This is a genomic window from Streptomyces sp. NPDC001373, assembly GCF_042895815.1.
Classification (GTDB): domain Bacteria; phylum Actinomycetota; class Actinomycetes; order Streptomycetales; family Streptomycetaceae; genus Streptomyces.
In genome coordinates this window covers 1-12,653 of record NZ_JBIAWQ010000028.1, presented here as the reverse complement: position 1 = coordinate 12,653, position 12,653 = coordinate 1, and the positions used below count along the sequence as shown (strand labels likewise).

General features: G+C 72.5%; 10 protein-coding genes and 2 pseudogenes. 5 read left to right on the top strand and 7 right to left on the bottom strand.

Going from position 1 to position 12,653, the window contains the following annotated elements:
- Positions 1–30 precede the first annotated feature (30 nt).
- On the bottom strand, positions 31–672 hold the full coding sequence (locus ACFY15_RS34320) for a hypothetical protein (protein ID WP_390690975.1): 642 nt from the start codon (positions 670–672) through the stop codon (positions 31–33).
- A gap of 201 nt (positions 673–873) precedes the next feature.
- The gene (gene fahA, locus ACFY15_RS34315; RefSeq protein WP_390690976.1) at positions 874–2,100 is read right to left on the bottom strand and encodes a fumarylacetoacetase; all 1,227 of its coding nucleotides are present in this window, start codon (positions 2,098–2,100) and stop codon (positions 874–876) included.
- Positions 2,101–2,241: 141 nt separating this feature from the next.
- Between fahA and ACFY15_RS34310 the strand changes: the two genes are divergently transcribed.
- Positions 2,242–3,048, top strand: a complete 807-nt coding sequence (locus ACFY15_RS34310; RefSeq protein WP_390690977.1) for a Cof-type HAD-IIB family hydrolase — start codon at positions 2,242–2,244, stop codon at positions 3,046–3,048.
- 57 nt (positions 3,049–3,105) lie between these two features.
- Here the strand turns inward: ACFY15_RS34310 and ACFY15_RS34305 are convergent, their stop codons facing one another.
- Positions 3,106–5,106 (bottom strand): CocE/NonD family hydrolase, encoded by a 2,001-nt coding sequence (locus ACFY15_RS34305; protein WP_390690978.1) that lies wholly within the window; start codon positions 5,104–5,106, stop codon positions 3,106–3,108.
- Between the two features lie 260 nt (positions 5,107–5,366).
- Between ACFY15_RS34305 and ACFY15_RS34300 the strand changes: the two genes are divergently transcribed.
- The 4 genes from ACFY15_RS34300 (at position 5,367) to ACFY15_RS34285 (ending at position 8,501) form a co-directional block, all read left to right on the top strand.
- Positions 5,367–6,377 (top strand): polyprenyl synthetase family protein, encoded by a 1,011-nt coding sequence (locus ACFY15_RS34300; RefSeq protein WP_390690979.1) that lies wholly within the window; start codon positions 5,367–5,369, stop codon positions 6,375–6,377.
- Positions 6,378–6,604: 227 nt separating this feature from the next.
- Positions 6,605–7,813 (top strand): outer membrane lipoprotein carrier protein LolA, encoded by a 1,209-nt coding sequence (locus ACFY15_RS34295; protein ID WP_390690980.1) that lies wholly within the window; start codon positions 6,605–6,607, stop codon positions 7,811–7,813.
- A gap of 98 nt (positions 7,814–7,911) precedes the next feature.
- A complete protein-coding gene (locus tag ACFY15_RS34290) occupies positions 7,912–8,115 on the top strand; it encodes a ribbon-helix-helix domain-containing protein (protein WP_237293031.1) in 204 nt (67 codons plus the stop codon).
- Entirely contained in the window at positions 8,112–8,501 is a 390-nt protein-coding gene (locus ACFY15_RS34285; protein WP_366455699.1) for a hypothetical protein, read from the top strand. Before ACFY15_RS34290 ends, ACFY15_RS34285 begins: the two co-directional genes overlap by 4 nt.
- Here the strand turns inward: ACFY15_RS34285 and ACFY15_RS34280 are convergent.
- The 4 genes and pseudogenes from ACFY15_RS34280 to ACFY15_RS34265 all read right to left on the bottom strand — a co-directional run.
- Positions 8,491–9,846: a M28 family metallopeptidase gene (locus ACFY15_RS34280; protein WP_390690981.1), complete on the bottom strand. Its 1,356-nt coding sequence runs from the start codon at positions 9,844–9,846 to the stop codon at positions 8,491–8,493. The genes ACFY15_RS34285 and ACFY15_RS34280 overlap by 11 nt on opposite strands.
- 236 nt (positions 9,847–10,082) lie before the next feature.
- Positions 10,083–11,063 (bottom strand): EamA family transporter RarD, encoded by a 981-nt coding sequence (gene rarD, locus ACFY15_RS34275; protein ID WP_390690982.1) that lies wholly within the window; start codon positions 11,061–11,063, stop codon positions 10,083–10,085.
- Positions 11,064–11,186: 123 nt separating this feature from the next.
- Positions 11,187–12,041: pseudogene (locus tag ACFY15_RS34270) on the bottom strand (SDR family oxidoreductase).
- 144 nt (positions 12,042–12,185) lie between these two features.
- A pseudogene (locus ACFY15_RS34265) lies at positions 12,186–12,653 on the bottom strand (2-oxoacid:ferredoxin oxidoreductase subunit beta); the annotation flags it as partial.

Below are 12,653 nucleotides of genomic sequence, written 5' to 3'. Positions count from 1 at the left end.
CCGCCGAACGGGGGCCGCCGAACGGGGCCGCTACGGGGAGGTGGCCGCGGGGGAAGGGGTGACGGGGGAGGGGGTGGCGGCCGGGGCGACCGGGGCGGCCGGGGCGACCGGGCGGGGGCGGGTGGTGCCGGGGCGGCAGACGACGCGCGGGTTGAACGGCTCGAAACGCCCGGCCGGGTTGTCCTTCCACAGCCACAGGTGCAGGGAGTAGTGCACCTTCTGCCCCTTGTAGCGGGCGGGCAGGGGGCCGCGGAACGGTTCGCCGAAGAGGCTGGGGCGGTCGTCGTCGGTGTCCGTCCGGCCGTCCTTGTCGACGACCATCCATTCGAGCCCCACCAGGTTCCAGTGGCCCTTGCCGTCGCCCTCGTAGAGCAGGGCGGTGGGCTTCTTCGGATCCACGGAGCCGTCGTAGGCGTGGTTGAAGTGCGGGTAACCCAGCGCCCCGGGGCCGCCGTTCGGGTTCACGACGCAGTACTGGTCGGGCACGTAGCCGGCCTCGACGCCGGCGCTGTGGCGGTGGAACTTGGCGGTCGCCCGGTAGGCCAGGGCCAGTTGGACGGAGGGGGTCAGCCGGGGGACGGGCGCGGCGGCCGCGGGAGCCGACGGCGCGGCCGCCAGGGTCGCGGCCGCCGCGAGGGCGAGGGGGGCGATTCTGCCGGTACGAGGGGACATGCAGGCAGCGTCACCTCACCGCCGGGGGCCCGCCACTCAGGCGGCGCGGGCGGCGTACGCCGCCGCCCGCGCGGGGCCGCGGGCGCCGCCGTGCGGTCCGCGAGGGTGGCGGCAGGTCCGTGACCTGCGGGTTCGCCGGGACGGTGCGGCGGGGTGGCGGGAGGGCCCGCCACCCCGCCGGTCGCGTGGTGACCGGTGCGGCTAGCGGGCGGCGACGATGCGGCCGGTGACCTCGCCGAGGCCGACGCGGGTGCCGTCCGGGCCGGGGGCCCAGGCGGTGAGGGTGACGGTGTCGCCGTCCTCCAGGAAGGTGCGCTTGCCGTCGGCGAGCTCGACGGCGTCGCGGCCGTTCCAGGTGAGCTCCAGCAGCGAGCCGCGCTGGTCGACCTCCGGACCGCTGACGGTGCCGGAGCCGAACACGTCGCCGGTGCGCAGGGAGGCGCCGTTGACGGTCATGTGGGCCAGCTGCTGGGCGGCGGTCCAGTACATGGAGGCGAACGGCGGCCGGGCCACCTCCTGCCCGTTGATGGACACGGTGATGTGCAGGTCGAAGCCGCCGGGGCGGTCGGTGGCGGAGTCGTCGAGGTAGGGCAGCAGCGGGAAGTCCCGGGCGGGCGGGGCCACGCGGGCCGCGTCCAGGGCCTCCAGGGGGGTCACCCAGGCGGAGACGGAGGTGGCGAAGGACTTGCCGAGGAAGGGGCCGAGCGGCACGTACTCCCAGGCCTGGATGTCGCGGGCCGACCAGTCGTTGAGGAGGAACAGGCCGAAGACGTGCTCCTCGAAGTCGGCGAGGGCGACCGGACGGCCCAGCTCCGACGGGGTGCCGACGACGAAGCCGACCTCGGCCTCGATGTCCAGCTTCACCGACGGGCCGAAGACGGGGGCCGGGTCGGTGGGCGCCTTCCGCTGGCCGGCGGGGCGCGCGACATCGGTGCCGGAGACGACGATCGTGCCCGAGCGGCCGTGGTAACCGATGGGCAGGTGCTTCCAGTTGGGGGTGAGCGCGTCGCCGTCGGGCCGGAAGATGCGGCCGACGTTGGTGGCGTGGTGCTCGCTCGCGTAGAAGTCGACGTAGTCGGCGACCTCGTACGGCAGGTGCAGCTCGACCCCGTCCAGCGGCAGCAGGTGCGGCTCCACCGTCCCGCGGTGGCCGGGGTCGGTGACCCAGGCGGTCAGCGCGCGGCGCACGTCGCGCCAGGCGGTGCGGCCGGCGGCGAGCAGCGGGTTGAGGGAACCCTGGGCGAGCAGCCCGGCGTACGGGGACCCGAGAGCGACGGCCACGGCCCCCGCGTCGAGCACGTACCCGCCGATCCGCACACCGACCCGGCGGCGCTGCGGCTCGTGCGGGGTGGAGAAGACGCCGTACGGGAGGTTGTGCGGCCCGAACGGGTCGCCCTCGGGGACATCGAGGGGGCTCTGCTGGGGCATGGGGTACTGCCTCGCTTTCGACGCGGTCCGGGGGTGTCCCGGGGGCTGGCTGACACGTTACGTGGCGCATGGGGTCTGTGGGAGGCCGGATTCGGGCGCTATTTGTAGGACTTGTCCAAGGGGGTCCGTATCCTTGGCGCCGTGACTTCCGCCCTCCCCTATGCCTTGATCGCCACCGACCTGGACGGGACTCTGCTGCGCGCCGGTGACACCGTCTCCGCCCGCTCGTGCGCGGCGCTCGCGATGGCGCGCACGGCCGGCGCCCGCCACATCGTCGTCACCGGACGCCCGGTCCCCCAGATCCGGCACGTCCTGGACGACCTTGGGTACACGGGGCTCGCGGTGTGCGGGCAGGGCGCGCAGGTGTACGACGCGGCGCGCGGCCTGCTGTTGCACTCCGTCTCCATGGACCGGGGGCTGGCCGAGATGGCCCTCGGCAAGATCGAGGCGGAGATCGGCGAGGTGTACACGGCGGTCAACCAGGAGGGCCTGGACGCGGAGATGCTGATAGGGCCGGGCTACCGGATGTGGCACCCGCACCTGCCGACGGTCCGGGTCCCCAAGCGGGAGGACCTGTGGTCGGCCCCGATCACGAAGGTGCTGCTCCAGCACCCGCGGCTGGACGACGACGAGCTGACGCGGGTGGCGCGGTCGGTGGTCGGGGACCTGGTCAACGTCACGATGGCGGGCGAGTACACGGTGGAACTCCAGCCGCCGGGCATCGACAAGGCGAGCGGCCTGGCCCGGGCCGCGGAGGCCCTGGGCGTGGCGGCCGCGTCGACGATCGCCTTCGGCGACATGCCGAACGACGTGCCGATGTTCGCCTGGGCGGCCCACGGGGTGGCCATGGCGAACGCGCACCGCGAGCTGTTCGCCGTCGCGGACGAGGTGACGCTGTCGAACGAGGCGGACGGCATCGCGGTGGTGCTGGAGCGGCTGTACGGGTGAGGGTGAGCGGGCCGGCTCCCCGCCCCCCTCACCCCACCCCGCCCTGCCCCGCCGGGATCAGCCCGCCGCGCGGGGGAGGCGGCGCTGCCAGGTGCGGTGGTAGAGGACGTCGTCGGCCTCCCGGCACACCACCTCGTTCGACGTGACGAAGCCGCCCTCGTCGCAGGAGATCTCGGAGCGGGTCTCGATGCGGACGTCCCAGCCCTGTTCCGGGCGGTGGAGCCGGATGCGCCAGTCGGAGCGGGTGCGGGCGGAGAGGGGGTCCGACTGCTGGATCTCGTAGACCTCCCGCGCCTCCTCCTCGTACTCCAGCCCGTCCGGGTACACCCGCGTGCCCCCGTGGCGGGGGTCCACCTCCAGGCGCCAGGTGCCGCGGGCGACGTCCCGGACGACGAGGCGTTCCGGGCGGGGGTCGTCCAGCGTGGCGAGGTGGGAGACGCCCAGGGGTTCCGCCTGTTCCGGGGCTTCGAAGACGATCCCCTCCGGGGCGGGGGAGGAGGCTCGGACCGGGAGTTCCAGGGTGCTTCCCGCCGGGTCGAGGGTCCAGCCGGCCTCCGAGCCGGCCCGCGGCCAGATCCACGGCCAGTACGCCGAGGAGAGGGAGAGGCGGATCCGGTGCCCCGGCGGGAAGCGGTGGCCGATGCCGTTCAGCTCGAAGGTGACGTCCTCCCAGGCACCGGAGGGCCACGGCACCGCGTGCGACCGTCCGCTGCGGGAGGAGAGGTTCAGCGTGCCCCGCGTGACCAGGGTCGAGGCCCCGTCCGGGGCCACGTCGCACAGGCGGGCCGCGACCTGGCCGTACGGGACGTCCATCCGCAGCCGCAGGGTGACCGACGGGCGGCCCAGGATCTCCACCGGCTCGGCCGCCACCGGGAACTCGAAGCAGGCCGACTTGGCGTCCTCCTCCCGCTGGTCCGGCGGCAGGTCGGCGTCGTTGCCGAGGGGGAGGAAGCGGCCGGCGTCCAGCCCGGTGTGCTGCGGGGAGGCGACGGTCACCGGCGCGCCCTGGAGGCCGTACGAGACGGGCACGATCGAGGGCGAGGGCCAGGTCCTCTCGCCGACCCAGCGGCCCGGGAGCTCCTCGTACGTGGTGGCCGGCGGGTGCGAGTCGCTGATCCAGGCGCGCAGGAGGGGCTCGTCCACGATCCCGGTGTCCGCGTCCTTGAGCCAGTGGTCCCACCAGCGCAGGGTCTCCTGGAGGAAGCCGATCGCCGGGCCCGGCGGCAGGCCGCGGTCCGGGTACTGGTGCGACCAGGGCCCGATCAGGCCCCGGACCCGGCCCGCGGGCAGGGCGGAGGCCAGGCGCAGCACGGTGTCCCGGTAGGGGTCGTGCCAGCCGCCCACGGCGAGGACCGCCGCGCGGATCGCCCCGTAGTCCTCGCGGACGCTGCCGTGGCGCCAGTAGGCGTCGCGGGTCTGGTGCGCGAGCCAGGTGTGGACCAGCGGTTCCAGGCCCTCCAGCCGGTCCAGCCACTGTCCCCGCCAGCCGTCCCCGGCGTACAGGGGGTCCGGCGGGCGGGCGGAGAGGGCGAGCATGGCCGCCGACCAGGCGTGCGTGTCCACGGCCAGGACCGAGCCGCCCGAGTAGTGCGCGTCGTTGTCGAAGCGGTCGTCCGTGGAGCAGACGGTGACCACGGCCTTGAGGGCCTCCGGTGCCAGCGCGGCGATCCGGAGGCTGTTGGAGCCGCCCCAGGAGATGCCGAACATGCCGACGGAGCCGGTGCACCACGGCTGCGCGGCCAGCCATTCCACCACCGCGACCCCGTCGGCCGACTCGCGCGCGTCGTACGCGTCGCCGGGGCGGCCCCCGCTGCACCCGTGGCCGCGTACGTCCACCCGTACGGAGGCGTAGCCGTGCCCGGCGTACCAGGGGTGGCGCTGCCAGTCGCGCGGGGCGGTCCAGTCGGTCAGGCGGTACGGGAGGTACTCCAGCAGGGCCGGGACGGGCCCGTCGGTCACCGGGCGCCAGATCCGGGCGTACAGCTCCACCCCGTCGGGCATCGGGATCCGGACATCCTCGTGGGCGGTCGCGTAGGGGAACTCGGTACGGATGATCATGGGGGTTCGGCACGCTCCCTCAGCCCATAGCGGTCGCCAATCCGGATGAAACGGATTCTTCGGCTCTTTCGGCTCTCACCGAACATACCGGTGTGCATCGGGCGGTGCGCGCGCGTCCGCCGGAGGACCTCCGGGCGGCTGCCGGGCAGGTGCTCTGCGTGATCGAAAACGGACCCGATACGCTGGCTTGAGTGATGGCAGCGACACATTGACAATCCATGTGATCGTCATCGGATCGTCAGCAGACAGGAGTACCCCTCGTGACCGTCGTCGGGCCGTTCGGACTGAGCGTGCGGGACCAGGCTCTTGAGGCCGATGTCCAGGCCGGACTGGCCGCTGTCGAAGCGGGTCTGCTGGAGGCCACCAAGAGCGAAGTCCCCTTCATCACCGAGGCCGCGCAGCACCTGCTGCGCGCCGGGGGCAAGCGGTTCCGGCCGCTGCTGGTGATGCTCGCGGCGCAGTTCGGTGACCCCTACGCGCCCGGAATCGTGCCCTCCGCCGTGGTCGTGGAGCTGACCCACCTGGCCACGCTCTACCACGACGACGTCATGGACGAGGCGGACGTGCGCCGCGGGGTCGAGAGCGGGAACGCCCGCTGGGGCAACTCGGTGGCGGTCCTGACGGGTGACTTCCTCTTCGCCCGTGCGTCGCACATCCTCGCGGACCTCGGGCCGGAGGCCGTGCGCATCCAGGCGGAGGCCTTCGAGCGGCTGGTGACGGGCCAGATCCTGGAGACGGCCGGTCCGCGCGACGGTCGCGACCCCGTCGCCCACTACCTGGACGTCATCGCCGGCAAGACCGGCTCGCTGATGGCCGTGTCCGGCCGCTTCGGCGCGCTGATGTCCGGGGCCGACGAGTCGGTGGTGGACATCCTGACCCAGTACGGCGAGCGCCTCGGTACCGCCTTCCAGCTGGCCGACGACGTCCTCGACATCGCCTCCGACTCGCACGAGTCGGGCAAGACCCCGGGCACCGACCTGCGCGAGGGCATCCCGACGCTGCCCGTGCTGCGGCTGCGGGAGACGGCCGAGCGCGAGGGCCGGGCGGAGGACCTGGAGCTGGTGCGCCTGCTCGACGGGGACCTGACGGACGACGCCCGGCACGCCGAGGTGCTCGCCCGGCTGCGGGTGCACCCCGCCCTGGAGCAGGCCCGCCGCGACACGATCCAGTACGCCCAGGACGCGCGGGCCATGCTGGCCCCGCTGCCCGACTGCTTCGCGAAGTCGGCCCTGGAAGAGCTGTGCGACGCGGTCGTCCACCGCGCGGGCTGACCCCCGGCGCCACCGCTCGTGGAACGGGCCCCTCTGCCCCCGCGACCCCTACGGGTCGGGGGAGGGGGGCCCTTCCCGTGTCATCCCACGGTCGTACGCGGAGTTGATCCCGGGGACTGACGCCCCTGGGCCCCCGTTTTGGTGAGATGGATCCATCGAAACCCCACCGGATCGGGTGAGTGCGGCGGCAACGGTCGCCGCCCTGGACAAGAGGGCAGGGCTCAGAGATGGCAGCGAACACGAAGACCTCGCGCAAGGCCGCGCGGTACGCCGTACCGGTCGCGGTGGCGGGGGTCGCCGCGGCGACCGTCGCGATGGTCCCGGCCTTCGCCAACGCCGGCAGTCCGGACCTTCCCAAGGTGACGGCGCAGCAGTTGATCGAGAAGGTCGCGGCCTCCGACGTGCAGCAGCTCTCCGGCAGCGCGCGGATCACCACTGACCTGGGCCTGCCCACCCTGGCTTCCGGGCTGCTGGGAGGCGCCGGGGTGACGGGCGGCTCCGCCGACCCGGAGGACAAGATCGCGCAGCTGGCCAACGGCACGCACACCCTGCGCGTCGCGGCCGACGGCCCGGACCGCCAGAAGCTCACGCTCCTGGACGGCAAGGACGAGTACACCCTCGTCCACAACGGCAACGACGTCTGGGGCTACGACAGCAAGTCCAACGAGGCCTTCCACGACAAGGCCGACCGCTCCGGCCAGGACCACAAGGCGGCCGACCGGCTCGCGGCCTCCCCGCAGCAGGTCGCCCAGGAGATCCTGAAGAACGCCGGCCCGACCACCGACATCAGCATGGGCGAGACCGCGCAGATCGCCGGGCGTGACGCCTACCAGCTGGTGCTGAAGCCCAAGCAGAGCGGCTCGACGGTCGGGTCCGTCCAGATCGCGGTCGACGCGAAGAACGGCGTGCCGCTGCGGGTCCAGCTGCTGTCCAGCCAGGGCGGCAAGCCGATCGTCGAAGCCGGCTTCACCCAGGTGGACTTCGGGAAGCCGGCCGCCGACTCCTTCGCCTTCACCCCGCCCAAGGGCGCCAGGCTCACCGAGGGCGCGGACAAGAGCAAGGACGGCAAGCACGGCCGGAACGGCAAGGACGACGAGCGCTTCAAGGCGCTGGAGTCCCTGCCGGGCCTCGGCGGGCTGGCCGGCGGACCGCAGGGCAGGGGCGACGTCAAGATGCTCGGCGAGGGCTGGTCGACGGTCGCGCGGATCGACTCCGGCGCGGGCAAGGGCCTCAAGGACATCGAGAACGACAAGAACGCCCCCAAGGAGGCCAAGCAGTTCCTCAACTCCCTCGGGGACAAGGTCCACGGGAAGTTCGGCGAGGGCCGGGTCCTGTCGACCCGCCTGGTCAACGCGCTGATCACGGACGACGGCAAGGTCTACGTCGGCGCGGTCACCAAGGACCAGCTGGTGAAGGCGGCCGACTCCGCCCGCTAGCCGCCACGGCGTACGAGGGTGGCCCGGGACGTGTGTCCCGGGCCACCCTTGTGCTGTTCCCCTCCTGCGTACAGCGCGGCCGCTGTACCGTGAGGGACATGTCGAGACACGTCACCATCCGCCTGGACGAAGAGTTCCACGACCGCCTCAAGGCGCGAGCGGCGGCGCTGGGGACGACGGTCACCGCGCTGATCACCGAGGTCACCGAGCGCGAACTCGACGAGGACCGGAAGAACTTCCTTTCCGGGATAGAGGAGTTCGCGGACCACTGGGGCTACTTCCAGGAGCGGTTCGGCCATTGAAGATCACCATGGAGTGGGCCTGGACCGCACTGGCCCACCATCTGCCGTCGGACCCCGCCGTATGGGACCCCTCCGGAGTCGCCGCCGCCGTCGCCCGGCACCAGAACGACCTGGTGCTGGTGCCCGAGCAGCCCGCCCCCGACACCGCGTGGCGGGCCGCCGCGTTCCTGCACACCCTCGCCGTCTGCCCGGCGCTGGAGTCCCCGATGAACGAGTTCTACGCGGCCGCCGCGACCCGCTCGTACCTGCGGGTGGCCGGTGCGCGGCAACTGCCCTCGCCCGAGGAGCTCGGCGACCTGGTGGAGGACGCGAAGCTGGGCCGCGCGGACGTCTCCGCGGTCGCGCAGCAGCTCCGCGCCCTCATCCAGGAACCGGTCAGAAGGTGATCCTCCAGCTGTTGATGTAGCCGGTGTCCTGCGCCGCCACGTCCTTGACCTGGAGCTTCCAGACCCCGTTGGCCACCTCGCCGGACGCGTTCACCGTGTAGCTCGCGACCACGTTGTCGGCCGAGTCCGAGCTGGAGGAGTTCTTCAGCCGGTACGCCGTGCCGTCCGGGGCGATCAGGTCGATCACCAGGTCACCGCGGTAGGTGTGGACGATGTTCACATCGACCTTGGTGGTGGCCGGGGCGTTGCCGCTCACACCGGAGACCGTGATCGGCGAGGTCACCGCGGCGCCGGGGGAGTCAGGGATGTTCACATCCGCCGTGTTCTCGAAGGACGGGCCCGGCGGGACCGGGACGGCCGCCCCGAGGTTCCAGATCGCGTAGGCGATGGCGTCGGAATTGCGGTCCAGGGCGGTGTCGTTGATGTTCGCCGTGGTGTCGCAGGAGGAGTGGTAGCAGGCGTCGAAGGCCCTGCCGGAGGTGCCGCCCCACTTCTGGGCCTGCGCCGCCGTCTTGATGTAGTCGGCGCCGGAGAACAGGCCGCCGACCGGGACGCCCGCGTTCTTGAACGGGGCGTGGTCGGAGCGGCCGTCGCCCTCGGTCTCGATCTCCGTGGGTATGTTCAGGCCCGCGAAGTACGTCTTGAAGGTCTGCTCGATGGTCGGGTCGTCGTCGTAGACGAAGTAGCCCGGGTTCGGCGAGCCGATCATGTCGAAGTTCAGGTAGCCGGAGATCTTCGACTTCTCCGCCGCCGGCAGGCTGTTCACGTAGTACTGCGAGCCGACCAGGCCCAGTTCCTCCGCGCCCCACCAGCCGAAGCGCAGGTGCTTGGTGGGCTGGAGCTGTGCGCGCGAGACGGCCAGCGCCGCCTCCAGTACGGCCGCCGAGCCGGAGCCGTTGTCGTTGATGCCGGGGCCGGCGGTCACCGAGTCCAGGTGGGAGCCGGTCATCAGGACCGAGCCCGGGTCCCCGCCCGGCCAGTCGGCGATCAGGTTGTAGCCGGTGGCGCCGCTGGAGGTGAAGGTCTGGAGCGTGGTGGTGAAGCCGGCCGCGTCCAGCTTGCCCTTCACGTAGTCGATCGACGCCTTGTAGCCGGCCCGGCCGTGGGCGCGGTTGCCGCCGTTGGCGGTGGCGATCGACTGGAACTGCGACAGGTGCGCCTTGACGTTGGCCAGCGGGATGTCGGGCGGCGTCGGCGCGGCGGAGGCGGTGAAGGCGGCCGGCGCCGCGGGCGCCGCGGGTGAGGCCGGCGCGGCGGCGAGCGCGGCGGGGGCGGTGGTGGCGAACAGACCGGCGACCGCGAGCGCGGTCACGGCGGTCAGGCGCCGGGAGACGGACAGGCTCATGTGGGGGCTCCGGGATTCCGTGGGGGATGAACCGTCGGGGGATACGACGGAACGCGTGGGAATCGTGCAGGTGAGCGTTAGTGCGTCAGTGCGAGCCCGATGTTCGGCGAGAGCGTGACTGACCGTCAAGGGCGCAATCCGGTCAAGGTCGTTCGGAATACGGACGATCCCCGGCACGGGGGGTCCGTACCGGGGATCGCGGGGTGTAGGGGGCCCGGGAGCCGAGCCGGGAAGTGTTACGCGGGTTCGCGGCTCGGCGCAGGTGCGGAACCGGGGGCAGCGGTCGCGGCCGCCTCCCCGGCCTCGGCTCCGGCCCGGGCCAGCCGGGCCCGGGAACGGCGGGAGGTCCGCAGCGCGTCCCAGGTCAGCACGACCAGGGCGACCCAGACCAGACCGAAGCCCGCCCAGCGCTCGAGCGGCATCGCCTCGTGGAAGTAGAGGACGCCGAGGGCGAACTGGAAGACCGGGGCCAGGTACTGGAGCAGCCCCAGCGTGGACAGCGGCACCCGGATCGCGGCGGCCCCGAAGCAGATCAGCGGGATCGCGGTGACCAGCCCCGTCGACGCCAGCAGCGCGGAGTGTCCGAGCCCCTGTGAGGTGAAGGTGGAGCGTCCCTCCATCCCCAGCCACAGCAGGTAGCCGAGCGCGGGCAGGAACAGCAGGGCCGTCTCGGCGGTCAGCGACTCCAGGCCGCCCATGTCGAGCTTCTTCTTGATCAGCCCGTACGTGGCGAAGGAGCAGGCCAGCGCCAGCGAGATCCACGGCGGCCGCCCGTAGCCGACGGCCAGCACCACGACGGCGGCCAGGCCGACCCCGACCGCCGCCCACTGGGCCCGGCGCAGCCGCTCACCGAGGACCAGCACGCCGAGCGCGATGGTGACGAGCGGGTTGATGAAGTAGCCGAGGCTGGCCTCGACGACATGGCCGTTGTTGACCGACCAGATGTACAGGCCCCAGTTCACGCTGATCACGGACGCGGCCAGCGCGGTCAGCCCCAGCTTGCGCGGCCGGCGGACCAGCTCGGCGATCCACCTCCAGCGCCGCAGCGCGAGGAGCGCGACCGCGACCACCGCCAGCGACCAGACCATGCGGTGCGCCAGGATCTCGATCGCCCCGGACGGCATGAGCAGCGGCCAGAACAGGGGGACCAGCCCCCACATCCCGTACGCGCCGAATCCGTAGAGCAAACCCGTGCGCTGCTCGTTCTCCGCCTTCACGGGACCTCCAGTACGACTTCCGGCCAATCTCACAACCTCACGAAGGTATCGCCGGACCGGGCTGCTGTCATGCCCGTTCCGGCGAGATGCTCATGACATTGCGGAATCGCCGCCGGGTGCCCGTCAGGCCAGGGCCGCCGCGATGGCCTCGGCCACCGGGGTCGTGGGGCGTCCGATCAGGCGGGCCAGGTCGCCGCTGGTCCCGGCCAGCCGGCCGCGGGAGATCGCCGCGTCGACGTCGACGAGGACCGCCGCGAAGCCCTCGGGCACCCCCGCGCCGGTCAGCACGGTCAGGTGGGTGTCGCCCGGCACCGCGGAGTACGCGACCTCGCGCCCGGACTGCCGCGCGACCTCGGCGGCGTACTCGGCCAGGCTCCAGGCGGTGTCCCCGGAGAGCTCGTAGACCCGGTTCAGGTGGCCCTCGCCGGTCAGCACCGCAGCGGCGGCTGCCGCGTAGTCCGCCCGTGCCGCGGAGGCGATCCGGCCCTCGCCCGCGCTGCCGACGACCGCGCCGTGTTCGAGGACGACGGGGAGCTGCGCGGTGTAGTTCTCGTGGTACCAGCCGTTGCGCAGGAAGGTGTAGGGCAGGCCGGAGTCGAGGATCGCCTACTCGGTGGTCTTGTGCTCGGCGGCCAGCTCGAAGTCGGCCTCGGGTCCGCCGAGGATCCCGGTGTAGGCGAGCTGGGCGACCCCGGCGGCCTCCGCGGCCTTGATCACGGCGGTGTGCTGCGGGACACGGCGCCCGACCTCGCTTCCGGAGATCAGCAGGACCCGGTCGCCGGCGCGGAAGGCGCCGGCCAGGCTCGCGGGGTCGTCGTAGTCGGCGACCCGCACCTCGATGCCACGGGCGGCCAGGTCGGCGGCCTTCTCCTCGTTGCGTACGACGACGGCCAGCTCGGCGGCGGGGACCCGGGTCAGCAGTTCCCCGACGACGAGGCGGCCGAGGGCTCCGGTGGCTCCGGTGACGACGATGCTCATGATGCGCTCCTGTGGTGGGTGCGGGGTGTTCACTATCGCACAGAAAGCGCTAACTTTTAGAAAGTGACTGGGGGATGGTGCGGCGAAGCCCGGACCCCGTGGAACGGGATCCGGGCTTCGTGGGTGCCGTCGGCCTGTGCCGGCTCAGCCGATCACGGTCCAGGTGTCGCTGCCGGTGAGCAGCGTCGCCAGGTCCCCCTTGCCGCGCTGGTCGACCGCCTTCTCCAACTGTTCGGCCATGAGGGTGTCGTAGACGGGCCGCTCGACGCTGCGGAAGACGCCGATGGGCGTCCGGTGCAGGGTGTCGGGGTCGGCGAGGCGGGAGAGGGCGAAGGCGGTGGTGGGGGTGGGGGCGTGGGCGTCGTGGACGAGGATGCGGGTCTCGTTCTCGGGGGTGACGGTGACGACTTCGAGGTCGCCGGTGCGTTCGTTGCGGATGACGCCCTTGGCGCGGTCGGTGCCGAAGCGGATGGGCTGGCCGTGCTCCAGGCGGATGACGGCTTCTTCGGCCTGGTCTTTGTCCTTGAGGGCTTCGAAGGCGCCGTCGTTGAAGATGTTGCAGTTCTGGTAGATCTCGACGAGGGCGGTTCCGGGGTGGTCGGCGGCCTGGCG

Bases quoted from the DNA above. Each gene is read 5' to 3' on its own strand.
- ACFY15_RS34320 (WP_390690975.1), bottom strand. From the start codon at position 672: ATGTCCCCTCGTACCGGCAGAATCGCCCCCCTCGCCCTCGCGGCGGCC.
- fahA (WP_390690976.1), bottom strand. From the start codon at position 2,100: ATGCCCCAGCAGAGCCCCCTCGATGTCCCCGAGGGCGACCCGTTCGGG.
- ACFY15_RS34305 (WP_390690978.1), bottom strand. From the start codon at position 5,106: ATGATCATCCGTACCGAGTTCCCCTACGCGACCGCCCACGAGGATGTC.
- ACFY15_RS34295 (WP_390690980.1), top strand. From the start codon at position 6,605: ATGGCAGCGAACACGAAGACCTCGCGCAAGGCCGCGCGGTACGCCGTA.
- ACFY15_RS34290 (WP_237293031.1), top strand. From the start codon at position 7,912: ATGTCGAGACACGTCACCATCCGCCTGGACGAAGAGTTCCACGACCGC.
- ACFY15_RS34280 (WP_390690981.1), bottom strand. From the start codon at position 9,846: ATGAGCCTGTCCGTCTCCCGGCGCCTGACCGCCGTGACCGCGCTCGCG.